We start from the raw sequence: 25,161 nt of genomic DNA on the forward strand, positions 1-25,161 counted from the left end.
GAAGTGCCGGGCCGCAGGCAAGCCCATTATGGTAATGAATGAAATCCGCGCAGGATTCTGCGCAGACTCCCCGGAGCCGCCTCAAGCCCCGCAAGGCCGCCAGTGTAGCGCGGTTGGCAAGGATTGCGTGAATAATGCTCGAGTGAACGGCGGCGAGATAGAACAGCTATTGGCGCGGGCAATCTTAAATCGATGCGGCTAACTTCAGACCCAATGCCGCCATGATGCCGCCCGCAGCCCGGTCTAGCCATTTTTTCCCGCGCAAATAGCTTGCGCGCGGTCCTGCCATCGACAGCAATGTGGCCACTAGCGCATACCAGCCGCTTTCTATGCAAAACACCGTGGCAGCCAAGCCGCACTTGAATGCCAGTGTAGTTTCATTCGGCAGGAAGGCGGCGAACACGCTGGCGTAGACGACGGCGGTTTTAGGATTGCTAAGCTGAGTGCTCAGTCCCTGTAAAAGATAGCGCGGGGAGAGGGCTGGAGAGCTTGGATCGTTTGAAATCGCCGCTTCCAGAGGTTTTTTGGCGCCTTGCCAAATTTGAAACCCCATATAAGCCAGATACAGTCCTCCCAAAACCTTCAGCGCGATATAAAGAGAAGGAACCGCCAGCAGCAAACCATGCAGGCCAAGCAAGGATGCGATGGCGAAAAGCATGCCGCCTATGCCCATGCCAAGCGCGGACAACAGGCCATTGCTCCGGCCTGTGCCGGCCGCGGTTCTGACAATCATGATGAAACTGGGGCCGGGGCTGGCGACACCTACGGCAAGCGCGGCGGCTATGGCGAGGAGTTCAGGTAGATGCTGCATGGCGATGCCTTTTATGAGAAGGATAGCGTCAAGTGATAGTCACTGATTTTTATATGAAAAATAAATATTTTGCAATGCGGCGTGGCCGCTGTGGCGGCCATCGAGATGGGGTCTTTCACCGGTCTAAATCCATGGGCCGAGTTTGTGGTGGGAACGACGCTGGTGACGGCAATGGGCTTGCAGAACGCCATGCAGCGCATGCATCTGAGCAGCGCGCCGCCATCCACTTTGATGACGGGCACAACGACGCAGGTCATGATCGATTTGACGGATTTGACGGATTTGGCGCTAGGCGCGACAGGCGATGTCCGCGCTTCGGCACGGGGTCGTTTGCGCAAGATGGTGCCCGCCATTCTGGTTTTTGCCGGGGGCTGCGGCTTGGCGGCGCTGGTTTATATCCTTGTGCGCGAATGGTTCTTTGCTTTGCCGCCGGTGCTTGCCTTGATGGCGCTATATGTAAGCATGGGGAGATGAGCGAATGTTCCAGGCGCAAGATGCTGGTTTGAGTGCTGCGCTTGTATGCTTAAGGGCGAGGACTTTGTTTCTGTACTGCGAGGGAAGGCATGCTTGAGAGGGACGATATTTAATGAGCAAGCATTGTCGATATCGAACCGCAAACATTGTATTTTTTTGGGGTAAGCCGTAGGCAAAAAAGGCACCTAGAGACTAGGTGCCATTTGCCTCATTGAGTATTGAGGTGAAGGTTGGTGGATGGAGCGAAGGTGCCTTTAGGGGATTTTTTATTTTTCGTAGTTTGGTCAATAAGGCTGGTAATGCTTCCTTGGCATAAGCCACCCGCATTCTGCAGTATTGCTTCAATCGGCCAATTCCACCAGGCTATATTGAGCAATTTATTTATTTCTTCGGTATTGAAGCGATATCGTATGATTTTGGCTGGATTGCCTGCCACTATTGCATAGGGAGGTACATCTTTGGTTACCACTGACTCGGCTGCAATAACGGCTCCGTGGCCGATCGTTATGCCAGACATGATTGTAGCGCAAGAGCCAATCCAAACATCATTTCCAATGGTCACGTCGCCCTTTGTGGAACGGTGGCCTTTTATGTAATCAAGTTCTGGAAAGTTTCCGGGAAAGGGATAAGTGGAGATCCAGTCAGTTCTATGGTTACCGCCTAAAAAAATTCTTGCCCCGTGAGCAATGGAACAGAATTTCCCAATTTTCAGAGAGCTGCCATCATCCCAGTCTTCCACAATAGGTAGGCCGTAAGAGTAGATGCCGTACTCGTATTTTCTGTCATGTAGAATGTCAAACTTTAGCTTGTCTTTTATCCAGCGAGGTTGCTTTTTGGCCCGCTTAAGCAAAATTTTCTTTTTCAGTTTTTGCAGGAGATTCATTTTTTGAATGGAAGTTATTTTGGTTGCGAGTGATTGCTATTTTGTGTGTTTTTATGTTTTTTGTTAAAAAAAGAAATGAACCTGCATTGTATTTCAAAAAAGTGTTTTGTGCGAGAAATGTTCATTTCTGATCTTTTTCGAGTGGGGGGGATAGTGCTGAAGCGTGGGGGCGGTGCACTGGCTTGGCTGTTAAGGCTGTGGAAAAAGCATAATCATGTTCGCCAGATTGTTGCTCAACACGCAGGCTATGTGCTTGGACGCTCTGCGCTAGCACTATGCGGCAAGGCCATGGCTTGGTCTTGGGTCAAGGAGAGGCGCGTGCCAATCAAGAATCAATCACGGGATGAGAGTGGGATGGCTGTTCGGCGACATTGCTAAGGAGAGTTCGTGTCGTATTGGCCATAAAAAAGCCCCGCATGGTGCGGGGCACAGGGTCGAGCGTCTTATCAGGGGACGCGCGACGCAGTCGCTTGAGACCGTTGGTGTCGCCCAAGAAAGGATCCGCCAGCTAAAGCATTGTTGATAGAGCCAAGTTTCATCGCCCATCTAATGGCATTCGTGTCGCCTCTCCGCATGCGGTCACTCACCGGCGTGGGCCAGGGGTAAAACCGTGGGCATTGGCGCGCCAGGCAGTGAGGAAACCCATCATCAAGATCACCAGCACAACCCACGGGAAAATTTGGGCGCCCGCGCTCTCCAGCAGTACGCCGCCAATTAAACCACTGCCGGCGAACGCGAAGTTGAACACAGTCACCAGCATGGATTGAGCGACGTCCGCATCGTTGCCTGTCGCATCGGCCAATGCGGTTTGCAGCAAGGTTGGCGCACCACTGAAACTCACGCCCCAAACGGCGACGCCAGCGAAGATGAATACTGGTGATCTTGTCCCCAGACCGAATATCAAGGAGACGAGCGCAAACGCACCCAGTCCAGTCAGTACTAGGAGGCGCAGCCATCGGTCAACCAGGTAGCCGACAAGCCAAATGCCGAACATGGCGGACATGCCAAAGACTAGCAAGACGATGTCCACATGGCGGGCTAAGCCAAGCGATGCCAGGAATGGCGCGATATAGGTGTACAGAATATAGTGCGGAAGAATCCAGCTCATGACGACGAGCAGTACGGATAGCACGCCGGGTATGGCGAGAACCCGCCGGATTGGCAATCGGCCGTCGGCTGGCAAACCGGGGGGGCATTGGCTGGGCATGGCATTGCGCGCAAGACGATCTGGGATGCCGCCGCCGATATTCGCAGCGGTGCACTCAAAGTCTTGCTGCCGGATTGGATCGAAAGCGAGCCGGGAATCTATGCCGTATTCCAGCAGAACCGCTATATGCCGCCCCGGGTGAGGGCGCTTTTGGACTTTCTGATAGATAGATTCCAGCGAGTGGCCGATGAGATATTGGCAGGCCTCCCGGCGCCATTGGAGGCTGTACAGGAGGGTAGTATTGACTAGGGTGTGTGCGACCTGATTGTTATTTAAAATCAATATGTTGGCAGGTAAAATCCTTGGGTGCTGTGGTTGCTGACATGTTTTGAGTGATGAAAAAAAGCCCGCAGTGACGCGGGCTTTTTGGAAGTTTCTGCTGACTGATGCCAGCAGTTGCCTAACACGAGGTCATTCCCACTCGATCGTCGCCGGCGGCTTGCCGGACACATCGTAGACCACGCGGTTGATGCCGCGCACTTCGTTGATGATGCGGTTGGAGGCGCGGCCCAGCAGGCTGTACGGCAGCTCGGCCCAGTGCGCGGTCATGAAGTCGCTGGTCACCACGGCGCGCAGCGCCACCACGTAGTCGTAGGTGCGGCCGTCGCCCATCACGCCTACCGATTTAACCGGCAGGAACACGGCAAAAGCTTGGCTGGTCAGCTCGTACCAGTTCTTGCCGGTTTTCTCGTCGACAGTGTTGCGCAGCTCTTCGATGAAGATGGCGTCGGCTTGGCGCAGCAGGTCGGCGAATTCCTTCTTCACTTCGCCGAGGATGCGCACGCCCAGGCCCGGGCCCGGGAAGGGGTGGCGGTAGACCATGTCGTGCGGCAGGCCCAGGGCCACGCCCAGCTGGCGCACTTCATCCTTGAACAGCTCGCGCAGCGGCTCGAGCAGCTTCAGATTCATGTCTTCCGGCAGGCCGCCCACATTGTGGTGGCTCTTGATGGTGTGCGCCTTCTTGGTCTTGGCGCCGGCCGATTCGATCACGTCCGGGTAGATGGTGCCTTGGGCCAGCCACTTGGCGTTGGTCAGCTTGCCGGATTCGCGGTCGAACACTTCGATGAATTCCGCGCCGATGATCTTGCGCTTCTTCTCCGGATCGCTCTCGCCGGCCAGCTTGGCCATGAAATCGGCTTCGGCCTGCACGTGGACAACCTTGACGCCCAGATTCTGAGCGAACATCTCCATCACCATCTTGCCTTCGTTCAGGCGCAGCAGGCCGTGGTCGACGAAGACGCAGGTGAGTTGGTCGCCGATGGCGCGGTGGATCAGTGCGGCGGCCACGGAGGAGTCCACGCCGCCGGACAGGCCGAGGATGACTTCTTCATCGCCGACTTGATCGCGGATCTTCTTCACCGCTTCGTCGATGTAGTTCGGCATGGTCCAGCTGGGCTTGCAGCCGGCCACGTGCAGCACGAAGCGGTGGATCATCTCGGTGCCGCGCTTGGTGTGGGTCACTTCCGGATGGAACTGCACGCCGTAGAAGCCGCGTGCCTCGTCCGCCATCGCCGCGTAGGGGCAGGATGGGGTTTCGGCGATCACCTGGAAGCCGGCTGGCAGCGCGGTGACCTTGTCGCCGTGGCTCATCCATACGTCGAGGAAGCCGTTGCCGGCGTCGTCGATCTGGTCCTGCAGGCCTTCCAGCAGCTTGGAGTGGTGGCGGGCTTTGATCTGGGCGTAGCCAAACTCGCGCTTGTCGCCGCTTTCCACTTTGCCGCCCAGGGTCTGGGCCATGAACTGCATGCCGTAGCAGATGCCGAGCACCGGCACGCCCAGCTCGAACAGCTTGGGGTCGGCCTGGTAGTCGGACTCGTAAACCGAGTTGGGGCCGCCGGACAGGATGATGGCTTTCGGCGCGAAAGCCTTGATCTCTTCGATGGGCATGTCGAAAGAATGAAGCTCACAGTAAACGTGAGCTTCGCGTACGCGGCGGGCGATCAGCTGAGTGACCTGGGAGCCGAAGTCGAGAATGAGGATCTTGTCCATGCCTATCCTTGAAAAGTAATGCAGGCCGTTAAGGCCATTATCGTCAATGCTGAAAATAATTTTGCGCTTTCAGACCGGCGGTTTCGCCGGCCTGGCCGCTTAATCTTTGTTTTGGGGCGGCATCCGGCGGTAGGGCTCGCGCCGTTCCGGTATGCGGTCGCCGCGGGCGATCAGCATCAGCACGCCCAGCAGCACCATGCCTAAGGCGACGAAGTGGCTGGTTTTGAGCGCCAATTGGTCTATCGCGTAGATGCTGGCGCCGGCATAGGCCAGCATCGGGCTGGTCACCAGCGTGGATTTGTTGAAACCATCCAGCGCCAATAGCAACACGCCCGCCGCGAACAGCAGCAGGGCGAGCAGGGTGGGGGTGTTGGGCAGCCAGGCGGCGCTTTTCAGCAGCCAGACAATGCCGACGCAGATCAGCGCGATGGGCAGAGCGGCGCTGCGCTTCATGCCGCGCCTCGCTGGTTCTTCATGACGCGTTGTTTCTCGCGCTGCCATTCGCGATCCTTCTCGGTATCGCGTTTGTCGTGCATTTTCTTGCCTTTTGCCAGGCCGACTTCGGCTTTGACGTTGCCCTTGGTGTAGTGCAGGTCCAGCGCCATCATGGTGTAGCCGGCGCGTTCCACCTTGCCGATGAAGCGGTTGATTTCCGCCTGGGACATCAACAATTTGCGCGGGCGCACCGGGTCCGGCTTGACGTGGGTGGAGGCGGATTGCAGCGGGGTGATGTGGCAGCCGATCAGCCAAAAGGCGCCGTTTTTCCAGTCCACGTAGCTTTCCTTGAGCTGCACGCGGCCAGCGCGGATGGCCTTGACTTCCCACCCCTCCAGCACGAGCCCGGCCTCGAGTTTTTCCTCGATGAAATAGTCGTGGAAAGCCTTGCGGTTCTGGATGATGCTCATGTGGGGTTCCTTTGGAATCCGACATTGTAGCAGAAGCCGGCGATCCGCCAAAGTCCAGCCTTTTTAGTAGTTTGATGTGAAGATATGGCGACGGGCGCGTTTGGATGTCGGGGGCGGGGCGTTTGGCGGCGGTTTTTGCTAAAATTGCGGCTTGATTGTCTATTTCGAGACCCCGGAAACGCCGGGTTTTGCCGATGCAGCTTGTCGAAAAGAGCGTCCTGGTGGCGCATACGCCGGCGCAGATGTATGCGCTGGTGGACGATATCGAAAACTACAGCCGTTTTCTGCCCTGGTGCGGCAAGACCGAGGTATTGTCGCGCGAGGACGGCCAGGTGGTCGCCAGCCTCCACATCGACTACCTGAAAGTGAAGCAGCACTTCACCACGCGCAACCATAATGTCGAGAATGTGTCCATCCGCATGGAACTGGTGGATGGGCCGTTTGAACAGCTGGAAGGGCTCTGGCATTTCAAGCCCTTGGGCGATTTTGGCTGCAAAATCGAATTCAGCCTGCGTTACCAGTTTTCCAGCCGGATCCTGGAAAAGATCATCGGCCCGGTCTTCGGCCACATCAGCGGCACCCTGGTGGATGCCTTCATCAAGGAAGCGGACAGGAAGTACGGCGATGACTGACAAGATCAGGGTGGAGGTGGCGTATGCGCGGCCGGATCGACAGTGGCTGTTGACTGTGGATTTGCCGCAAGGCGGCACGGCGCTGGAGGCGGTGAAGGCTTCCGGCATTCTGGCGGATTGCCCGGAGTTGAGCGCGGAGACGCTAAAGCTGGGCGTGTTCGGCAAGTCGGTCAAGCCGGATGCCGCGCTGCGTCCGCAGGATAGGGTGGAAATCTACCGGCCCTTGCTGGCCGACCCCAAGGAAGTGCGGCGTCAGCGCGCCGAGGCGGGCAAGAAAATGAAAAAGGGCGTTTAGGCGGCCAGGGAAGTAAAAAAAGGATGGCCAAGGCGCCATCCTTTTTTATTGATATCGGCGAGATGTCAGCTCAGCGCTTCTTCCGCCGAACAGACGCGGTTTTTGCCGTTGATCTTGGCCTGGTACATGGCCTGGTCGGCGCGCTCCAGCACATCCGACTCCATCTCTCCCAGATGCCAGCGCGCCACGCCGGCGCTGAAGGTGATCAGCAGCTTGTCGTTGTTGGCCAGGAAGAAGGTTTTGGTCAGCTCGCGCTGTAGGCGCTGCACGGTTTGCACCGCCTCGGTTTCCGGGGTGTCCGGCATCAGGATGACGAACTCCTCGCCGCCGAAGCGGGCGACGATGTCGGCCGGGCGCAGGCTATGCTTGATCACATCCACCAGATACTTCAGCGCGTCGTCGCCGGCCAGATGGCCGTAGCGGTCGTTCAGCTGTTTGAAGTTGTCCACGTCGATCAGCGCGACCGACAGCGGCGCGGCGGTGCGCTCGGCGCGGCCGATTTCGCGCTGGAAGTATTCAGCCAGGCCGCGGCGGTTGTAGGCGCCGGTCAGCTGGTCTTCCTTGACCTTGGCGCTGGCGGCTTCGAGAGCGGACTCCAGTTCGCGGATGCGCAGTTCGGCCGCTTCCACTTGCTCCTTGGCTGAAACCAGCTCGTCGCGGGAGCGGGTCAGATCCAGTTGCATGACCGAGGTGTCTTCCATCAGGGCGCTGATGATGCCGCCCAGATCGCTGACATTGTCGGTTTGCTTCAGTTTCTCGCTGTGAGCCTGGATCTTGCTGTGGAATTCGTCGGTGCTGTCCGTCATCATCGCCAGCCGGGTGACGAAGCGGTCCAGCAGGGCGCGCAGCGAGCTGGCGGCTTCGTCCAGCGAGCTCTTCAGCATGCCTTGCTTGCGGATGACTTCCTTCAGGCTGGTTTCCAGCTGATAGATTTGCTGCATGGACAGCGGCTCTTGGCTGAGCATTTCCTGCAGGGAGCCGACTTGTCCCAGCAGGTATTCGTCCGAACGATTGAGCTCGGCCACATTGTCCAGCATCAGCTTGAGCAGGTTGGTCAGGCCCGTGGTCAGGCGGCCTTCCTGTTGCGACTGCAGCTCCAGCTTGATCATGAAGGCGCGCAGCTTGGGCATGAAGGCGTTGAGCCTGGGCTCGTCGGCGATGTCGTCCAGCTCTTTGAGCAAGCCTTCCAGGCCGTCGACGAGATCCGGGTAGCTCGCCAGGCGCGGTTCCAGGCCGTGCTTCAGCGCGAACGCCAGGGTGCGTTGCCAGGATTGCCAGCTGCTGTCGACTTCTTCCGGGGCGCTGGCGGAGGCGTCGCCATCGCTTGTCTCTTCGCCGCTGGCCGGCATTTCTCGGGCGGAGGGCGAGGCATTCCAGTTTTGCAGCAGGGCGACCAGCTTCTGATTGAGTTCTTCAGGCTGATTGCCGTAATTGATCAGCACGCGTTCCAGCGCGCTTTGCTTGTGGTGTTGAGGCAGGTCGGGCTGGCGCAGTTCCCAGCTCTTGATCAGATTTTGCAGCAACAGGCCCCAGCTTTGCGTCAGCTGCTGGGTGGCGAAGGTGCCGCGCAGGAAATCGATGACCAGTTGCGGGGCTTGTTCCCAGCGGCTTTCATCCAGCACCTGCTTGAGGCGGCTGAGCGTGACCTTGGCCTGGACGTTTTCCTGGGGCAGCGTTTCCAGCGCGCGCAGCAGCAGAACGGCCAGCTTGTTGTCGCGAGCCATCGGGGTTTGCGTCAACTCGTGGTAAACCCGCTCGAAGTTTTCCGGCGTGGGAAGCAGTTTCCGCATGGACAACTGTTTCAGGGTTTCTCTTGCCACTTCGATAGGGTTCTGTGTCGTCATTGCCCAAACCTTGGTGCTCTTAAGGCGGCCAGCCATCATGGATTGTCAGTGGGGGTGAGTGTCCGTTGTCGGGTGACCCGGCAGCGGCGTGTTCTTGCTGGTGTCCAGCAACTGGAAGAACACTTCGCCGTTGCGAATCATGCCAAGTTCGTTACGCGCTCTTTCCTCTATCGCATCGCTGCCTTGTTTCAGATCGCGCACTTCGGCATCAAGCGCGGCGTTGCGGGCAACCAGTTTTTGGGTGGTCGCCCGCTGTTCCTGCAGTTGCTTATCCAGCTGCCAGACCCTGAGCCAGCTGCCCTTGCCGAACCATAAAGGCCACTGCAAGGCGAGGATAACGGTTACCAGGGTCGCGGTCAGCCAGCGCATGCAATCACTTCAGATGATAAAACGCGGCGCGGCCCGGGTAGTAGGCGGCTTCGCCCAGCTCTTCCTCGATGCGCAGCAGTTGGTTGTATTTGGCCATGCGGTCGGAACGCGACAGCGAACCGGTCTTGATCTGCATGCAGTTGGTGGCGACTGCCAGATCGGCGATGGTGCTGTCTTCGGTCTCGCCCGAACGATGGCTCATAACGCAGGTATAGCGGGAACGCTTGGCCAGATCAACTGCTTTCAAAGTCTCGGATAGCGTGCCGATCTGATTGACCTTGACCAACAAGGAGTTAGCCACACCCTTGGCGATGCCTTCGGCCAAAATTTTCGGGTTGGTGACGAATACGTCGTCGCCGACGATCTGCACTTTTTGGCCCAGACGTTCGGTCAGCAGCTTCCAGCCAGCCCAATCTTGCTCGGCCATGCCGTCTTCGATGGAGATGATCGGGTACTTGTTGACCAGGTTTTCCAGGTAGTCGGCGAACTCTTCCGAGCCCAGCGACAGTTTTTCGGCGGTCAGGTGGTACTTGCCGTCGCGGAAGAATTCGGAGGCGGCGCAGTCCAGTGCGATCATCACGTCCTGGCCGGCCACGTAACCAGCGGCGTCCACGGCTTCCAGAATCAGCTTGATCGCGTCTTCATGGCTTTCCAGGTTCGGGGCGAAGCCGCCTTCGTCGCCGACGGTGGTGGCGTAGCCCTTCTTGTCACAGATCTTTTTCAGATTGTGGAAGATTTCGGCGCCCATGCGCAGCGCTTCGCGGAAGGTTTGCGCGCCTACCGGGATGATCATGAATTCCTGGATGTCCAGGGTGTTGTTGGCGTGTTCGCCGCCGTTGATGACGTTCATCATCGGGACCGGCAGGGCCATCGGGCCGGCGCCGCCCAGGTAGCGGTATAGCGGCAGGCCGGAATCTTCGGCGGCGGCGCGAGCCACGGCCATGGAGACGGCCAGCATGGCGTTGGCGCCCAGGCGGGACTTGGTCTCGGTGCCGTCCAGCTCGATCAGGGTCTTGTCAATGAAGGTTTGGTCGGATGCGTCCAGGCCAATGATCGCTTCGCAGATTTCGGTATTGATATTGTCGACGGCTTTCAGCACGCCCTTGCCCAGATAGCGGCTCTTGTCGCCATCGCGCAGTTCCAGCGCTTCGCGGGTGCCGGTGGAGGCGCCGGACGGTACCGCTGCGCGGCCCATCACGCCGGACTCCAGCAGAACGTCCGCTTCCACGGTCGGATTGCCGCGGGAGTCCAGGATTTCGCGAGCTACCACATCAACGATCGAACTCATTGTCATTCCCTTCATAGCTTAAGTTGAACTTGCGGAGGCAAAAACAGCCCGGCGCTTGCCGGGCCGATTTTGGCCTTCGAGTATTACAGCGAGTGCTCTTGCCAGGGATTTTGCTTGACCAGCTTGTCCAGCGCCTTGAGCGTAGTCAGCAATTCTTTTACCTGGGCAAGCGGCAGGGCGTTGGGGCCGTCGCACAGCGCCTGGTCCGGGTCGGGGTGCGTTTCCAGGTACAAGCCGGAAATGCCCGCCGCCACCGCCGCCCGCGCCAGCGTCGGCACGAAGCGGCGCGGGTTGGCGGCGTGCTGCAGCGCGCCGGGCAATTGCACCGCGTGGCTGACGTCGAACACCACCGGGCAGGCGGTGTCGCGCATCACGGCCAGCGAGCGCATATCCGCCACCAGGTCGTGATAGCCGAACGAGGTGCCGCGCTCGCAGGCCAGGAAGCTGTCTTCCGGCAGCCCGGCCTCGCGCGCGGCTTCGCGCGCCCAGCTTATCACTTGCCGCATTTCGCCTGGGGCCATGAATTGGCCCTTCTTGATATTGACGGGTTTGCCGCACTGCGCGACCGCGCGGATGAAGTCGGCCTGATGCGCCAGAAAGGCGGGGGTTTGCACCACATCCACCACGCTGGCGACCTGCACCACTTCGTTTTCGGTATGCACGTCGGTCAGAACGGGCACGCCGATCTGGCGTCGGACTTCTTCCAGCATGCGCAGGCCCTGGTCGATGCCGAAGCCGCGGAACACATTGGAAGCCGGCCGATTGGCCTTGTCATAGCTGGCCTTGTAGATGAAGGGGATGGCCAGCTCGCTGGCGATCTCCTTCAACTGCCCCGCGGTGTCCAGCGCCATTTGGGCGCTTTCCAGCACGCTGGGGCCTGCGATCAGGAATAAGGGCTGATCCAGGCCGATTTCGAATCCGCACAGTTTCATCAGTGTCAGTTGCCCTGCTTGTCAGCCTTGTAGTCCAGCGCCGCCTTGACGTAGGCGATGAACAGCGGGTGGCCGTCGCGCGGAGTGGAGGTGAATTCCGGGTGGAACTGACAGGCGAAGAACCAGCGATGGTTGCCCAGCTCGATGGTTTCCACCAGCTTTTCATGACCGGCGGAGCGGCCGCTGATGGTCAGGCCGGCTTGTTCCAGGCGCTGGATGTAGTAGTTGTTGACTTCGTAGCGATGGCGATGGCGCTCGGTGATTTCGGTGTTGCCGTACACGCGCGCTGCCAGGGAGCCGTCCACCAGATCGCACTGCTGGCCGCCCAAGCGCATGGTGCCGCCCAGGTTGGAGTTCTCGTCGCGTTTTTCGATCTTGCCGTCGTGGTTGACCCACTCGTCGATCAGCGCCACCACCGGGAAGTTGGTGTCGAGGTCGAACTCGGTGGAGTTGGCGTCGCTCATGCCGGCCACGTCGCGAGCGTACTCGATCAGCGCGATCTGCATGCCCAGGCAGATGCCCAGGTAGGGGATGTTGTTCTCGCGAGCGAACTTCACCGCCTTGATCTTGCCTTCCACGCCGCGCTTGCCGAAGCCGCCCGGCACCAGGATGGCGTCCATGTCCTTGAGGGACTCGGCGCCGTCGCGGTCGATTTCTTCAGAGTCGACGTAGATGATGTTGACGTTGGTGCGGGTGTGCACGCCGGCGTGCTTCAGCGCCTCGGTCAGCGACTTGTACGATTCGGTCAGATCGACGTACTTGCCCACCATGGCGATGTTGATGCTGTGGTCCGGATGCTCGATGGCGTCGATGATGCGGTCCCACACCGACAGGTCGGCCTTGGGCAGATCCAGTTGCAGCTGTTCGGAGATGATCTCGTCGATGCCTTGGGCGTGCAGCATGCCCGGCACTTTATAGATGGAGTCGGAATCGTAGCAGCCGATCACCGCGTTCTCTTCGACATTGCAGAACAGAGCGATCTTGCGCTTTTCGTCTTCCGGCAGCTCGCGGTCCATGCGGCACAGCAGGATGTCCGGCTGAATGCCGATTTCGCGCAGCTCCTTCACCGAGTGCTGGGTCGGCTTGGTCTTGATTTCGCCGGCGGTGGTGATGTACGGCACGTAAGACAGGTGCACGTACAAGGTGTTCTTGCGGCCATGGTTGGAGCGCATCTGGCGAATCGCTTCCAGGAAGGGCAGCGATTCGATGTCGCCGACGGTGCCGCCGATTTCAACGATGGCGACATCGGCGTCAGCCGCGCCTTCGTTCATCTTCAGCTTGATTTCGTCGGTGATGTGCGGGATGACCTGGACGGTGCCGCCCAGGTAGTCGCCGCGGCGCTCTTTGGAAATGACCGATTCGTACACCTGGCCGGTGGTGAAGTTGTTGCTTTTCTTCATCTTGGCATGGATGAAGCGCTCGTAGTGGCCGAGGTCAAGGTCGGTTTCCGCGCCGTCTTCGGTGACGAACACCTCGCCGTGCTGGAATGGGCTCATCGTGCCCGGGTCGACGTTGATATAGGGGTCGAGCTTCAGCATGGTGACTTTCAGCCCGCGGGATTCGAGGATGGCAGCGATGGACGCAGCGGCAATGCCCTTACCCAGGGAGGACACCACGCCACCGGTTACGAAGATGTACTTGGTCATGAGATTACGGCTCTGTGGGAATCCGGGATTTTACCAAGAAATCGTCTCGAGTTGAATCACTTGATATCATCTTGTTGCGGGAAAGAATGCAACACTTGTCCTAAGGTTGCGCCGATAGTGCTCGCCTCGCTGTGGCGAATCCGTTACAATGTCGACCGACTGTTTCATACGTGAGTGCGCCTAAATTCATTTAGGTGCGCGTTCTGCTTGAATATCTGGCTTTTTCTATGTTATAAAGCCAGCTTTTACCGGTTTTGGGGAGTTTAACCATGGCGCGTGTTTGCAAAGTCACCGGCAAGCGTCCGATGACCGGGAACAACGTTTCCCACGCCAACAACAAGACTAAACGTCGTTTCCTGCCGAACCTGCAATATCGCAAGTTCTGGGTAGAAAGCGAAAACCGCTGGGTGCGCCTGCGCGTATCCAACGCCGCTCTGCGTACCATCGACAAGGTGGGCATCGATGCAGTGCTGGCTGATCTGCGCGCTCGCGGCGAGATCTAAGCGGTCTAACTAGATAACGCACAGAGGAATACATCATGCGCGATAAGATCAAGCTGGAATCCACCGCTGGCACCGGCCACTTCTACACCACCACCAAGAACAAGCGCACCATGCCGGAAAAGATGGAGATCAAGAAGTTCGATCCCGTTGCCCGCAAGCACGTTCTGTACAAAGAAACCAAGCTGAAATAAGCTTGTTTTCCGGTTGGTAGAGAGCCCTTCTCTGGTGCACGGAGAAGGGTTTTTTATTGGTCCTGTTTTGCAGGGCTGTGCACAGCAGAAAGGCCAGTCATTCGACTGGCCTTTTTCGTTTTCCGTGGCTTGCGGCTCAGCCGCCTGCGTGCTGGTAGACCTTGCGGGCCAGCAGCAGGTCCTGCCACGCCTTGGCCTTGTCCGGCTGATTGCGCAGCAGGTAGGCGGGGTGATAGCTCACCACCAGCGGCACGCCTTGGTAGCGGTGCACTTTGCCGCGCAGGCGGCCGATGGAATCTTCCGTCTCCAGCAGTGTCTGGGCGGCGAAGCGGCCTAGGGCCAGGATCAGCGTCGGTTGGATGTGGCGGATCTGTTGCAGCAAATAACCGTTGCAGGCGGCGATTTCATCCGGCGCCGGATTGCGGTTGCCGGGCGGACGGCACTTGAGCACGTTGGCGATATAAACATCCTGATCGCGGTCCAGTCCCGCCGCCAGCAGCATATTGTCCAGCAGCTGGCCGGCGCGGCCGACGAAGGGCAGGCCTTGCTTGTCCTCTTGCTCGCCCGGCGCTTCGCCTATCAATAGCCAGCGGGCCTTGGCATTGCCGCGGCCGAATACTGTCTGGGTGCGGGTTTCGCATAGGCGGCATTGCTGGCAGTCTGCCACCTGCTGTTGCAGCTCGGACCAGTCCAGTTGCGGCAATTCGCTGCGGACCTCCGCGCGCAATGTCGTGCTTGGCGGCGTTGCGGCCGGCGCGTGCGCCGTGGTATCGGGGGCGGCCGTTGCCGCTTGGGCGGGCTCAATGCTCGGCTTGGCGGGTTCGATGGCTTCGGCGGGCGCTTCGAAGGCATGGGGCGGAGACTTGGCCTGGGCTTCGGCGAGCCAGGCCTGGCGCGCGAGTTCTCCCGGATGCTGGTCGAAGCGGCCGTCGCGCGGCAGCCATGTCGGACCGAGTCCCATACTTTGTTGCAGCAGCTTGCTCCGGCTCACAGGATGGCCTCCATCAGGATGGCGTGCTCGCGGCCGTGCTTCGCGGGGTAGTAGTTCTTGCGCAGCCCGCACTGATGAAAATTGCAGTGCTGGTAAAGCTTGCGCGCCGCCTCATTGCTTTCGCGCACTTCCAGGAACAATCTGCGACAGCAGTCGTCGCGCAGGTCTTGCAGCATGGACTCCATCAGCAGGCGGCCATTGCCTTGGCCCTGGTGTTCGCGGGCGATGACGATGTTGAGAATTTCCGCCTCATCCAGCACGCGCATGATCAGGACGTATCCCATCAGCGCGCCTTCATCTGAAAACAGCCCATAGCAAGGATAGCCGGCCTCCAGGCTGTCGCGGTATTGGCCGACGCGCCAGGGATGGTCGGTGGCCTGCTGTTCCATATCGGCCAGCAGCTCAGGACTGTTGGGAGCGAAGCGGCGCACTTGGCTCATCGTTGGCGCGCCTGCTGCTGCTCCACGCTGGTCAGCGCCACTTTGTTGCGGACATAGAGCAACTCCGCCTCGCGCGGGTGGGTGTGGGGGTAGCGTCCGCTTGCGGCCAGCCGGATATAGGCTTCGGCATGGGGGCGGCTGTGCGGAGAGAGGGGAAGCGCGCTCCGGGCTTCCGGCAGCAACTGGGCGTAGTTGTCAAAGCCGTCGCCGGCGAGCAGGGTTGTGCCCTCCGGCAAGGCGATGGTCTCGGGAGAGGCTACGCTGATCGGGCTCAGCCGTTTCCAGTCGGCTCCGGTTTGGTAGAGCGCGCTATATACCTGTTGCATGCGCGCGTCGAAGCAAACCAGCACCTGGCCTTCGCCGGCCTGGTAGGCCAGATTGTCCAGCGTGGGGATGGCGATGGTGGGCAGGTCGGCGGAGAAGGCCAGGCCTTGAGCGACGCCGCAGGCGATGCGCAGGCCGGTGAACGCGCCGGGGCCTTGTCCAAAAACAATGCCGTCAAGCGAACCCAGGCTCACGCCGGCCTCGGCGAGCAGGCGCGATATCTCCGGCAGGGTGCGTTCGGCGTGCTTCTGCTCAACGCATTGATGAAATGCCAACATCTCCCCATCCAGGCTCAAGGCGAGGGACAGGTAGGTGGTGGAGGTGTCCAGGGCTAACAGTTTCATTGGGCTTGATACAACCTTGCAAGGCTTGGGATTATAAGCCCAGTTCCTCTACCCAGGCGAGCGCCGAAATATGGGCCTGGTTCAATTGCTCGCAAGTGAGCCCCAGTTGATCGCATAGTTGCGGCACGCCTTCCAGATTGCCGTCCTCGCAGGCGCGGGCCAGTTTCAGATACTGGCTCATCGAACCCCTGTCGTGCAGCAAGGCCTCGTTTACCGGCGATGGGAGCTGCAGATGCATGATGATCTTGTCCATCGGCATGTCGAACAGCACGTCCAGCAAGCTGAACAGGCCGACGATGAACAGATTGTCGTTGACGTCGTGGCGCTCGCCCAATTGCATGCCCAGCAGCTCCATGAACCGGCCGCGGGTGACTGCGGTTTTTTGCAGAGCGGGGGGCGCGTGGCTGTCATCGGAGGCGGTGACCAGCAGCAGCGTCAGCCAGCGGTAAAGCTTTTGATAGCCCAGCACGGTGACCGCATGCGAGAACGAGCTGATGGTGGTGTTGAGTCCGGCGGCCGCGGAGTTGACGTAGCGCAGCAGCTTGTAGGACAGGGCCACGTCGCGCTTGAGCACCTGTTCGATGTCGCGGATGTCGGCATCCAGCCGCAGCAAATTCAACAGCTCCAGCGTATTGCTGAAGGTGGGGTGGATCACCTTGGCCGTCAGCGTTTCCGGCTTGGCGAAGTAATAGCCCTGGAAGCCGTCCATGCCAAGCTCTTTGCAGAGATGGAACTGGGCGTGGGTTTCCACGCGTTCGGCGATGCGGATCAGCGGATAGCTGCGGAGTCGCGCCGCCAGCATCTGGAAGCGGGTGGCGTCCTGGTTTTGGATGTCCAGCTTGACGTAGTTGGCCAACTCGAGAAAGGCCGCCGCCGGCGATTCGAAGCTGAAGTCGTCCAGCGCGATGCCGAAGCCCATCGAGCGCAAATGCCGGGCGCGCGACAGCAGCTCATTGCTGGGGACGATGCGGGGCGAAAGATCCAGAATGATGCGCCGCGGCGGCAGCAGTTCCAGAAACTCGCTGTTGAGCATGGTCTCGCCGACGTTGATGAAGGCCAGCTTGTTGCCTATCAGCCAGCTGGTGCCCATATTGTTCAGCGTATTGACCAGCACATCGGTGTCGGCTTGCAGCTCGGTATGCTTGCCGACGCCGGACGCCTCTCCGCTGGGACGAAAAAGCAGCTCATAACCTATGAGCTGCTGGTTGCGGTTCAGAACCGGCTGCCGTCCGATGAAGGCAGTATTGGTGGTCATGCTTGCGCCTTGAAGTTAGGTGGCGATCACGTCCGCCGTCCGCACAATGGCGTTGCTGTTTTCGCTGGAGGTGAGCAAGTCTTCCATGTCGAGCACCAGCACCACGGAGCCATCGCCGGACAGCGTGGCGCCGGCCACGCCCTTGGGGCGGATGTTCTGCAGCGGCTTGATCACCACATCGTCGCGTCCGACGAAGGAGTCGATGGCCAGAATGAAAGACTTTTCAGCGGACTGCATCAGCACGCCGAAGTACGGTTTTTGCGTCGGCTCCCATCCCAACAAGCCGGCCAGCGTTTTCAGCGGCAGGATTTCGTCGCGGACCACGATGGTGGGCTTGCCGGATACCTCTTGAATGGCGCCGCTGTCGATGGTGATGATTTCGCGCACCATGGCCAGCGGAACGGCGAAGGGCTGATTGCAGGCGCGCACCACCAGCACCGGCAGGATGGCGAGGGTCAGCGGCAGCGAGATGCTGATGCGGGTGCCTTCGCCGGCTACCGAGTTGATGTCGATGCGGCCGTTGAGCTTCTGGATATTGGTGCGGACCACGTCCATGCCGACGCCGCGGCCGGATACGCTGGAGATCTGGTCCTTGGTGGAGAAGCCCGGCAGGAAGATCAGCTGCAGGCACTGCTTTTCATCCAGCGAATTGGCGGTCTCGGTGTCGATCAGGCCCTTTTCGATCGCTTTGCGGCGCAAGGCGTCGGGATTCATGCCTTTGCCGTCGTCGGTGATTTCGATCAGGATGTGGTCGCCTACCTGCTCGGCGGTCAGTTGCACCAAGGCCTGCGGTTTTTTGCCGGAAGCGATGCGCTCTTCCGGCGACTCGATGCCGTGGTCTACCGCGTTGCGAACCAAGTGGACCAGCGGATCGTTCAGATCCTCGATCATGGTCTTGTCGAGTTCGGTTTCCTCGCCGGACAACACCAGTTCCACTTCCTTGCCCAGTTGGCGGGCCAGGTCGCGCGCCAAGCGCGGATATTTCTGGAACAGGCGGCCGATCGGCTGCATGCGGGTTTTCATCACCGCGTTCTGCAGGTCGCCGACCAACAGGTCCAGCTGGCTGATCGCCTCGTCCAGCGAACGCAAGGTGTTGGTGTCGCGGTTGCCCTGCAGGATCTCGGTGCGCAGCGTGGTCAGCCTGTTCTTGGTCAGGCCGATTTCGCCGGACAGGTTCAGCACCATGTCCAGGCGCACCGTGTCGATACGGATGGTGTTTTCCTGAGGACCGCTGGCCACAGGGCCGCCGCCGCCGGCTGGTTTGGCCGGCGCAGGCTTGGGCGCGGCGGCCTTGGCGGGAACCGGCGGCGCAGCCGGGGCCGGAGCCGGCGCGGTTGCGGCAGGGGCCGGCGCCGCAGCGGGCGCTTGTTGCGGAGCTGCAGGCGCGCTGGGCGCTGCGGCTTGCGGGGCCGATGCGGATGGCGCGACGGCTTGATACAGTTGATTCCAATCCGGGCCGCCTGCGGCCGCTGCGGCAGGCTCTGGCGCGCTGGGCGCCGGGGCCGGCTGAGCGGCTTCCATCGTCGGCGTTTCGCCGGCAAGCGCTGCGTCCAGCGCGGCCAGGACGCGAGCGTCCGCGTCGCCGGGCATCAGGCCTTGTCCCAGCGTGCCGAACATGTCGCGCACGATGCCGGTGGCGTCCAGAATGACGTCCATCACTTCCGGGGTGATGTGCATTTCGCCGTTGCGCAGCTTGTCGAACAGGTTTTCCGTGCGGTGGCACAGATTCACCATAGGGATGACATTGAGGAAGCCGGCGCCGCCCTTGATGGTATGGAAGCCGCGGAAGATGTCATTGAGCAAAGCCTTGTCTTCCGGGCGTTTTTCCAGCTCGACCAATTTGTTGTCCACGTCGGACAGAAGGTCGGTGGACTCCATCAGGAAATCCTGAAGCAACTCTTCCATGCCGCCAAATTCGCTCATTTTTCACCCCACGCGTCGTGCGTTGTCTTGCTTGCGTTGCTGTTAGAAACCCAGGCTTTCCAGCAGGTCGTCCACTTGCTGCTGGCTGGTAACCACGTCGGTTTTGCCTTCCGGATTGATGACTGGTCCGTTGAGCAAATTATTGCTGAGTTCGCCTTTTTTCTCGTTTGGCGAGAACTCGATCAAGAAGTTGACCAGTTCGGTTTCCAGAATCTTGACCATGCCCATCATTTTCTTGATGACTTGGCCGGTCAAATCCTGAAAATCCTGGGCCATTACGATTTCCAGCAGTTGCGTATTGGTCGCCTGCGTCTGATTCGGCACATCTTTCAGGTATTGCCGCGTTTCCTCGGCCAGACGCTTGAACTCTTCCACGCTCAATAAATTGGCGTACAATTTTTCCCAGCGCTCGCTCAGCGCCTGCGCCTCGCTTTCCAGTTTGTCCTGGAAGGGTTTGGCGATATCGGTCGCATTCAGCACGCGCTCGGCGGAGTTTTCCGTCAGCGTGGCGATGTAAGACAAGCGATCCTTCGCATCGGGGATGGTTTCCGCCACTCTTTCCAGAGACTTGTCATAGCCCAGGTCGCGCAGGGCGTCGTGCATCTTGCGTGTCATCTGGCCGATATGCTCATACATCGAGGAAGGCGTGGCCTCGCCCAAGTTAAAGGCGGTGGGTTCCGATTCTGCCGTTTGCGCGGGGGCAGCCGTCGTCTCGGCTGCGGATTCATCCTGTTGCTGACGGGCGATGGTTTCGAACAGAGCTTCCAGCTCCGGCGAATCACCGTTCTCCAAAATATGGTCGGGCACGATCTTTCCTCCTCAATGCTGACGCGGGCAGTCTTGTTGGATGCTCAGGCTGGCTTGTTCATGTTCTGGAAGATCTTGTTCATCTTCTCTTCCATGGTGGCGGCAGTGAAGGGCTTCACGATATAGCCGCTGGCGCCTGCCATGGCGGCTTCGATGATGTTTTCACGCTTCGCTTCAGCCGTCACCATCATGAACGGGAGATGCTTCAACTGAGGATCCGCCCGTACGGCCTTGAGTAGTTCAATGCCCGTCATATTGGGCATATTCCAGTCGGAAACGACAAAGTCAAAATGCTGGGTCTTGAGCTTGTGCAGCGCGACTTGGCCGTCCTCGGCTTCATCGACGTTGGTGAAGCCCAGCTCTTTCAGCAGGTTGCGGACGATTCTTCGCATGGTGGAGAAGTCGTCCACTACCAGGAATCGCATATTCTTGTCTGACATCGAGGTATATCCTGAATTATCTATGTTCCTTCAAGGCGCACATTGTAGCGATTACCTTTGCAGGAATGGAATCAAAGTTTCTGCCAGAACGCCCGGATCGAACTTCGCGACATAAGAGTCCACGCCTACGCTGGAGCCCATCGCCCGGTTGGCGTTGGAGGACAGCGAGGAGTGCATGATCACCGGAATGCCTTTGAAGCGCTGATCCGATTTAATCAATTTGGTCAATACATAACCATCCATTTCCGGCATTTCGGCATCGACCAGGATGATCTTCAGATAGTCGTGCAGGCATTCGCCTTCCGCCCAATTCCGGCCCGCCAGCACTTGCAAGCGGTCCCAGGCTTCGCGGCCATTGGTGGCCTGCTGGAACTTGATGCCCATTTTCTCCAGCACGCCGGTGATCTCCTTGCGGGCCACCACCGAGTCGTCGACGAAGAATATGTACTGATCCGATTCCAGCTGCGCGGTCGGCACGTCCGGCAGGCGCGGTTCGCCCACCACGCTGGCCAGGATCTGCTCCACGTCCAGAATGGATACCAGCTTGCCGTTATCCAGCTCAGTGATCGCCGTGATCAGATTCTGATTGGTGCCGGCCGCCGCCATGATGTTTTCAGGCGCGCGCACCTTGTCCCAATCCACCCGGATGATGCGATCCACCGAGTCCACCAGAAAAGCCTGGGTGCTCTTGTTGAATTCGGTGACGATCATGGTGTCGAATTTGCTGCCGCTGTTCTCTCGGCCGATGAACTTGGCCAGCGAGATGACCGGGATGATATTGCCGCGCAACGACAGCACTCCCTCGACCCCGAACGGCATATTGGGCGTCTTGGTGATGGCCGGCGTCTGCGAGACTTCGCGCACCTTGAAAACATTGATGCCGAAAGTCTCACGCGTTCCCAGCGAGAACAGCAGAATCTCCATTTTGTTGGAGCCGGCGAGCTTGGTCCGGGCGTCCACACTGGCAAGCAAGGAGGCGTCAGTGCTAGGCATGTCTTGATCCTGTCCCTTGAAAACTTTGAGATAACCGTTTTTAGTTGCTGGGTTCCAGTTTCAGCATCTGGCGCAGCTTGCTGGCGAGCTTCTGCGGTTCAAATTTCGAAACATACGAGTCCACGCCGACCGATTCGCCCAGTTTTTGATTGGACGAGCCGGACAGCGACGAGTGCATCAGCACGGGGATGCCGGCGAAACGCGGATCGCTCTTGATCATCTTGGTCAGCATATAGCCGTCCATCTCGGGCATTTCCACGTCGGTCAGCACCAGGTGCAGCTCGTCGGACAGCTTGCGTCCGGCGGCTTCAGACTGTTGGGCCATTTTTTGCAGATCTTCCCAGCCGCGCATGCCGTTGATGGCGTAGGTGTAGCGAATATTCATCGCTTCAAGCGTGCGTTCGATCTGCTTGCGGGCTACCGCGCTGTCGTCGGCGAAGAAGATGCGCCGCTCTTCCTTGACCGGTTCGATATTGATGAAACTGTGGCCGTCGTCGATGATGCTGGTTTCCGCCAACACCTTTTCCACGTCCATCATCATGACCAGCGTGCCGTTGTCGAGCTCGGTGACGGCAGTCACCAGACCCGCCATGCGATTGGTGATCATGTCGGGCGGCACGCGCATGGCGGACCAATCCAGACGAAGGATGGTGTCCACCGCCTCGACCAGAAAGCCTTGCGTGTGGCCGTTGTATTCGGTGACGATCATGATTTCCGGGCGATTGCTGGTGACAATGCCCGCATACTTGGCCAGATCAATCACCGGCACCAGCGCGCCGCGCAGGCTGACCATGCCTTCCACGGAGGATGGCATTTCCGGGGCGGAGGTGATTTCCGGCGTGCGCATCACCTCGCGCACCTTGAATACATTGATACCAAATATTTCCTTGCGACCCGTACGCTGATCATGCCCCAAGGAGAACAATAGGATTTCCAGCTTGTTGGTGCCGGCCAGTTTGGTTCTGGCGTCGATTTTTTTGAGAAGCTCTGACACAGAAACCTCCGCAGCATCTTTTCGAATGGCGCACTACTACCCTTTATACGCCAGATATGAGTTTTTCCCGGTTTTTTTTGCTTGCGGCCATGTCTGGCGCAAGTTGGCTCACCGTAAGTTGGTCATTATCATACCGTTTAAGTGGTTTTTACAAATGACAGTGAAGCGACGTCGACTATGGTTTCAAGCCTGAATGATCAGCAACAGCTGGAAGCGGCATTCGAACAGTTCAATGCGGTTTCAGGGCAACTCATTGATGCGTATAGGCAACTTGAGGTTCAAGTCAATGTATTGAATGCCCAGTTGGACGAGGCAAACAACCAGTTGCGCAAGCAGCGAGATGAAAATGCCGCGTTGGCGGAAAGACTCGCTTTGTTGCTGCAGGTGTTGCCCGCGGGGGTGGTGGAGTTGTCGGTGGAGGGGCGGGTGGTGGTCGCCAACCTGGCGGCGGCGGAAATGCTGCCAGGCTGCCAGGCGGGGGCCGACTGGCAGGCGTTGTCGGGAATGCTGTCAAGGTCCGACGTCGACGATACCTATGCCTTGCCGCAGCCTGAGGGCGCTCGGCGGCTGACGCTGCAATACCAGGAGCTGCCGGCATCGGGCGGGCGGATCGTCTTGATCCACGATGTGACCCGGCTGCACCAACTGACTGGCGAGCTGGCAAGCCAGCAGAAACTGGCGGAGATGGGCAGCATGGCCGCCGCGCTGGCGCATCAGCTGCGCACGCCTTTGGCGAGCGCGATGTTGTATACCGCCAATCTGAAGCAAGATATTCCAAGGGCGGAAGACCGCGCGCGCTTTGTCGAAAAAAGCCTGGCTAGAATGCGGGCGCTGGAAGGCTTGATGCAGAATATGCTGGGCTATGTGAGAGGGCAGGTTTCCTCCTTGGAGCCTTCGGATCCGGGTCTGTTGCTGGAGGAGGTTTGCCAGGTGTTGGCGCCGCAGTGCCAGGATAAAGGCGTGGTTTTGGATTGCAATCTGTTGGATACATCTGCCATAAAGGTGATGATAGACCGCAAAGCCCTGCAAGGCGCGCTCACCAATCTGCTGGAAAACGCGTTGCAATTTACGCCGCGCGGCGGAAGGATAGGAGCGGCGCTGACGGCGAGCGAGGGCTGGGCGGTCTTCACCGTCGAGGACAGCGGCCCCGGCGTTCCCGATGATGCGATGGAAAGGATATTCGAGCCTTTCTTTACGATGCGCTCAGGCGGCACGGGCTTGGGCTTGGCCATCGTCAAGAAAGTGGCGGATGAGTTGGGCGGTGGGGTGCGCTGTTACAACAAGCCGGCGGGTGGGGCCTGTTTCGAATTGCAGTTGCCGACGCGTGGCGCTTAAGGGCGGTGAGAGTCCGCTTTCAGCCGCGTGAAATGTCAATGCTGAAGAAAGCCGAGGAACAGTGATGAAACCGATTGTGAGTGTCGAGGGGAATGTCGGCTTGATGAAGTTGATAGGTCAGTTCGACTTCAATCTGCACAAGGATTTCCGGCAGGCGAGCCAGGAGCTTTTGGATAATGGCGCCGTGCAGGAGATTCATGTCGATTTTGATCAGGTGCCGTTTCTGGACAGCTCCGCTTTAGGCATGTTGCTGCTGTTGAAAGAGCGAGCGGCCGGGCAAAAGAAATCGATGATTCTGATCAATTGCCATGAGGCCGTGATGCAGGTGTTTGAAATCGCCTGCTTCAACAAGATGTTCACCATCCGCTCGGCGACGCAATAGCGGTCAAGTTTGAATGGCGGCCGCCGTAATTCGGGGCGGCTGCGCTTCGCCTTGTTCATGCCTGTCGATGCGCATGCGTAGCGCTGGATTTCGCAATGAAATCAATGCGCTGTCTGTGAGGTTTTCTTAATTGGCCTCACCGGCATGGGGCCGCGCGGCGCAAGGTTTCAAGCATTCGCGCGCGCGCATTCCTGAATGCGATTGAGTCTCCATTAATGATTGATGGGGCGCTTCTTGGATGATCAAAACAAATCAGTCTCGTGTTTATCCGCGCGGCGTGAAATGAACGCTTGCGGCTGGATGATGCGCGCGTTTTTAGCCTGCGCAGCGGAAGATTTCCCCCAAATATTGCCGTCCTTTCCCTTTCAATCGACAGATTCTCGATAGTTTGCCGGATGGCAAGAATGTTCCGATGTGCTATCCCGATATAGTCGTCTCCGCAAATGACGGTCTGCTTGGTTTTGATCCATTTCAAACCGGCAGCTTCAGCCGTCGCATGAGTTGGGGGAGTTCGGTTGGACCAGCCTGTCTTGGCGGCAATAGCCAGAAGGCGGCGGTCGATTTGACTGGAAACATTCGATAGCGGGAAGGCCATGTCCAAGAAAATTCTTACGGTGGACGATTCGGCATCGATTCGTCAGATGGTGAGTTTCACCCTGAAAAGCGCGGGCTACGAAGTCGCTGAGGCGGTGGACGGCAATGCGGGTTTGAGCAAGGCGCAAGGCGCTCAGTTTGATCTGGTGCTGACCGACCAGAACATGCCGGGAATGGATGGCTTGACCCTGATCCGCTCCTTGCGCAAGCAGGCCTCGTACTCCTCCACTCCCATTTTGATGCTCACCACGGAATCCAGCGACCAGATGAAGGCGCTGGGGCGGGCCGCTGGCGCTTCGGGCTGGCTGGTCAAACCGTTTGATCCGCAAAAGCTGCTCGACGTCGTCAAGCGCCTGGTCGGTTAAGCTCA

29 protein-coding genes are annotated in these 25,161 nt (G+C 58.9%); 8 read left to right on the plus strand and 21 right to left on the minus strand.

What is annotated here, in order from left to right:
* Positions 1-184 precede the first annotated feature (184 nt).
* Positions 185-811, minus strand: a complete 627-nt coding sequence (locus tag NKT35_RS13915) for a LysE family translocator (protein ID WP_254293911.1) — start codon at positions 809-811, stop codon at positions 185-187.
* A 90-nt stretch (positions 812-901) separates the two neighbouring features.
* On the opposite strand from NKT35_RS13915, the gene NKT35_RS13920 reads away from it, so the two are divergent.
* The gene (locus tag NKT35_RS13920) at positions 902-1,285 is read left to right on the plus strand and encodes a DUF1275 family protein (protein WP_505190944.1); all 384 of its coding nucleotides are present in this window, start codon (positions 902-904) and stop codon (positions 1,283-1,285) included.
* Between the two features lie 208 nt (positions 1,286-1,493).
* Here the strand turns inward: NKT35_RS13920 and NKT35_RS13925 are convergent, their stop codons facing one another.
* The 5 genes from NKT35_RS13925 to smpB all read right to left on the minus strand — a co-directional run bounded on the left by NKT35_RS13925 (position 1,494) and on the right by smpB (position 6,269).
* Positions 1,494-2,168, minus strand: coding sequence for a CatB-related O-acetyltransferase (locus tag NKT35_RS13925; RefSeq protein ID WP_254293915.1), 675 nt, complete (start codon positions 2,166-2,168; stop codon positions 1,494-1,496).
* Positions 2,169-2,751: 583 nt separating this feature from the next.
* Positions 2,752-3,657 carry an MFS transporter gene (locus tag NKT35_RS24315; RefSeq protein WP_254293917.1) on the minus strand — a complete coding sequence of 302 codons (906 nt, stop codon included), beginning with the start codon at positions 3,655-3,657 and terminating at the stop codon, positions 2,752-2,754.
* A gap of 129 nt (positions 3,658-3,786) precedes the next feature.
* Positions 3,787-5,370 (minus strand): glutamine-hydrolyzing GMP synthase, encoded by a 1,584-nt coding sequence (gene guaA / locus NKT35_RS13935; protein WP_254301389.1) that lies wholly within the window; start codon positions 5,368-5,370, stop codon positions 3,787-3,789.
* A gap of 93 nt (positions 5,371-5,463) precedes the next feature.
* Positions 5,464-5,817: a hypothetical protein gene (locus tag NKT35_RS13940; RefSeq protein ID WP_254293919.1), complete on the minus strand. Its 354-nt coding sequence runs from the start codon at positions 5,815-5,817 to the stop codon at positions 5,464-5,466.
* Positions 5,814-6,269 (minus strand): SsrA-binding protein SmpB, encoded by a 456-nt coding sequence (smpB, locus tag NKT35_RS13945; RefSeq protein WP_254293921.1) that lies wholly within the window; start codon positions 6,267-6,269, stop codon positions 5,814-5,816. Before smpB ends, NKT35_RS13940 begins: the two co-directional genes overlap by 4 nt.
* A gap of 194 nt (positions 6,270-6,463) precedes the next feature.
* On the opposite strand from smpB, the gene NKT35_RS13950 reads away from it, so the two are divergent.
* Positions 6,464-6,901: a type II toxin-antitoxin system RatA family toxin gene (locus tag NKT35_RS13950; RefSeq protein WP_254293923.1), complete on the plus strand. Its 438-nt coding sequence runs from the start codon at positions 6,464-6,466 to the stop codon at positions 6,899-6,901.
* Positions 6,894-7,196: an RnfH family protein gene (locus tag NKT35_RS13955; protein WP_254293925.1), complete on the plus strand. Its 303-nt coding sequence runs from the start codon at positions 6,894-6,896 to the stop codon at positions 7,194-7,196. The genes NKT35_RS13950 and NKT35_RS13955 overlap by 8 nt, the downstream gene beginning before the upstream one ends.
* 65 nt (positions 7,197-7,261) lie before the next feature.
* Here the strand turns inward: NKT35_RS13955 and NKT35_RS13960 are convergent, their stop codons facing one another.
* From NKT35_RS13960 to pyrG, 5 genes are all read right to left on the minus strand, one after another.
* A complete protein-coding gene (locus NKT35_RS13960) occupies positions 7,262-9,040 on the minus strand; it encodes a GGDEF domain-containing protein (RefSeq protein ID WP_254293927.1) in 1,779 nt (592 codons plus the stop codon).
* A gap of 45 nt (positions 9,041-9,085) precedes the next feature.
* Positions 9,086-9,409: a cell division protein FtsB gene (ftsB, locus tag NKT35_RS13965; RefSeq protein ID WP_254293928.1), complete on the minus strand. Its 324-nt coding sequence runs from the start codon at positions 9,407-9,409 to the stop codon at positions 9,086-9,088.
* 4 nt (positions 9,410-9,413) lie between these two features.
* Positions 9,414-10,697, minus strand: a complete 1,284-nt coding sequence (eno, locus tag NKT35_RS13970) for a phosphopyruvate hydratase (RefSeq protein ID WP_254293930.1) — start codon at positions 10,695-10,697, stop codon at positions 9,414-9,416.
* Between the two features lie 83 nt (positions 10,698-10,780).
* Entirely contained in the window at positions 10,781-11,629 is an 849-nt protein-coding gene (kdsA, locus tag NKT35_RS13975) for a 3-deoxy-8-phosphooctulonate synthase (protein ID WP_254293932.1), read from the minus strand.
* Between the two features lie 5 nt (positions 11,630-11,634).
* The gene (pyrG, locus tag NKT35_RS13980) at positions 11,635-13,275 is read right to left on the minus strand and encodes a CTP synthase (protein ID WP_254293935.1); all 1,641 of its coding nucleotides are present in this window, start codon (positions 13,273-13,275) and stop codon (positions 11,635-11,637) included.
* Between the two features lie 269 nt (positions 13,276-13,544).
* On the opposite strand from pyrG, the gene rpmB reads away from it, so the two are divergent.
* Positions 13,545-13,778: a 50S ribosomal protein L28 gene (gene rpmB / locus NKT35_RS13985; RefSeq protein ID WP_103902413.1), complete on the plus strand. Its 234-nt coding sequence runs from the start codon at positions 13,545-13,547 to the stop codon at positions 13,776-13,778.
* Positions 13,779-13,813: 35 nt separating this feature from the next.
* Positions 13,814-13,969: a 50S ribosomal protein L33 gene (gene rpmG / locus NKT35_RS13990; protein WP_017506994.1), complete on the plus strand. Its 156-nt coding sequence runs from the start codon at positions 13,814-13,816 to the stop codon at positions 13,967-13,969.
* Between the two features lie 136 nt (positions 13,970-14,105).
* Here the strand turns inward: rpmG and NKT35_RS13995 are convergent, their stop codons facing one another.
* The 9 genes from NKT35_RS13995 to NKT35_RS14035 are packed head-to-tail and all read right to left on the minus strand — an operon-like array spanning position 14,106 to position 22,480.
* Entirely contained in the window at positions 14,106-14,960 is an 855-nt protein-coding gene (locus tag NKT35_RS13995; protein ID WP_254293936.1) for a uracil-DNA glycosylase, read from the minus strand.
* Positions 14,957-15,400: a ribosomal protein S18-alanine N-acetyltransferase gene (gene rimI, locus NKT35_RS14000; protein ID WP_254293939.1), complete on the minus strand. Its 444-nt coding sequence runs from the start codon at positions 15,398-15,400 to the stop codon at positions 14,957-14,959. The genes NKT35_RS13995 and rimI overlap by 4 nt, the downstream gene beginning before the upstream one ends.
* Positions 15,397-16,068, minus strand: coding sequence for a tRNA (adenosine(37)-N6)-threonylcarbamoyltransferase complex dimerization subunit type 1 TsaB (tsaB, locus tag NKT35_RS14005; protein WP_254293941.1), 672 nt, complete (start codon positions 16,066-16,068; stop codon positions 15,397-15,399). Before tsaB ends, rimI begins: the two co-directional genes overlap by 4 nt.
* 31 nt (positions 16,069-16,099) lie before the next feature.
* The gene (locus NKT35_RS14010; protein ID WP_254293943.1) at positions 16,100-17,323 is read right to left on the minus strand and encodes an EAL and HDOD domain-containing protein; all 1,224 of its coding nucleotides are present in this window, start codon (positions 17,321-17,323) and stop codon (positions 16,100-16,102) included.
* Positions 17,324-17,338: 15 nt separating this feature from the next.
* Positions 17,339-19,246, minus strand: a complete 1,908-nt coding sequence (locus NKT35_RS14015; RefSeq protein WP_254293945.1) for a chemotaxis protein CheA — start codon at positions 19,244-19,246, stop codon at positions 17,339-17,341.
* Positions 19,247-19,288: 42 nt separating this feature from the next.
* The gene (gene cheZ, locus NKT35_RS14020) at positions 19,289-20,053 is read right to left on the minus strand and encodes a protein phosphatase CheZ (protein ID WP_254293947.1); all 765 of its coding nucleotides are present in this window, start codon (positions 20,051-20,053) and stop codon (positions 19,289-19,291) included.
* Positions 20,054-20,097: 44 nt separating this feature from the next.
* Positions 20,098-20,493: a chemotaxis response regulator CheY gene (cheY, locus tag NKT35_RS14025; protein WP_254293949.1), complete on the minus strand. Its 396-nt coding sequence runs from the start codon at positions 20,491-20,493 to the stop codon at positions 20,098-20,100.
* 51 nt (positions 20,494-20,544) lie between these two features.
* Positions 20,545-21,486: a chemotaxis protein gene (locus NKT35_RS14030; RefSeq protein ID WP_254293950.1), complete on the minus strand. Its 942-nt coding sequence runs from the start codon at positions 21,484-21,486 to the stop codon at positions 20,545-20,547.
* A gap of 40 nt (positions 21,487-21,526) precedes the next feature.
* A complete protein-coding gene (locus tag NKT35_RS14035; protein ID WP_254293952.1) occupies positions 21,527-22,480 on the minus strand; it encodes a chemotaxis protein in 954 nt (317 codons plus the stop codon).
* Positions 22,481-22,657: 177 nt separating this feature from the next.
* Between NKT35_RS14035 and NKT35_RS14040 the strand changes: the two genes are divergently transcribed.
* Together NKT35_RS14040 and NKT35_RS14045 are read left to right on the plus strand one after the other, a co-directional pair.
* Positions 22,658-23,815 (plus strand): sensor histidine kinase, encoded by a 1,158-nt coding sequence (locus tag NKT35_RS14040; RefSeq protein WP_254293954.1) that lies wholly within the window; start codon positions 22,658-22,660, stop codon positions 23,813-23,815.
* Positions 23,816-23,879: 64 nt separating this feature from the next.
* On the plus strand, positions 23,880-24,197 hold the full coding sequence (locus NKT35_RS14045) for an STAS domain-containing protein (RefSeq protein WP_254293955.1): 318 nt from the start codon (positions 23,880-23,882) through the stop codon (positions 24,195-24,197).
* Between the two features lie 136 nt (positions 24,198-24,333).
* Here NKT35_RS14045 and NKT35_RS14050 read toward each other — a convergent pair whose 3' ends face one another.
* Positions 24,334-24,798 (minus strand): hypothetical protein, encoded by a 465-nt coding sequence (locus NKT35_RS14050; protein ID WP_254293958.1) that lies wholly within the window; start codon positions 24,796-24,798, stop codon positions 24,334-24,336.
* On the opposite strand from NKT35_RS14050, the gene NKT35_RS14055 reads away from it, so the two are divergent.
* Positions 24,791-25,156, plus strand: coding sequence for a response regulator (locus NKT35_RS14055; protein ID WP_254293960.1), 366 nt, complete (start codon positions 24,791-24,793; stop codon positions 25,154-25,156). The two genes, NKT35_RS14050 and NKT35_RS14055, sit on opposite strands and share 8 nt — an antisense overlap.
* The last annotated feature ends 5 nt before the right edge of the window (positions 25,157-25,161 follow it).

It is taken from the genome of Chromobacterium sp. IIBBL 290-4, assembly GCF_024207115.1.
In the GTDB taxonomy this organism is placed as follows: Bacteria; Pseudomonadota; Gammaproteobacteria; order Burkholderiales; family Chromobacteriaceae; genus Chromobacterium.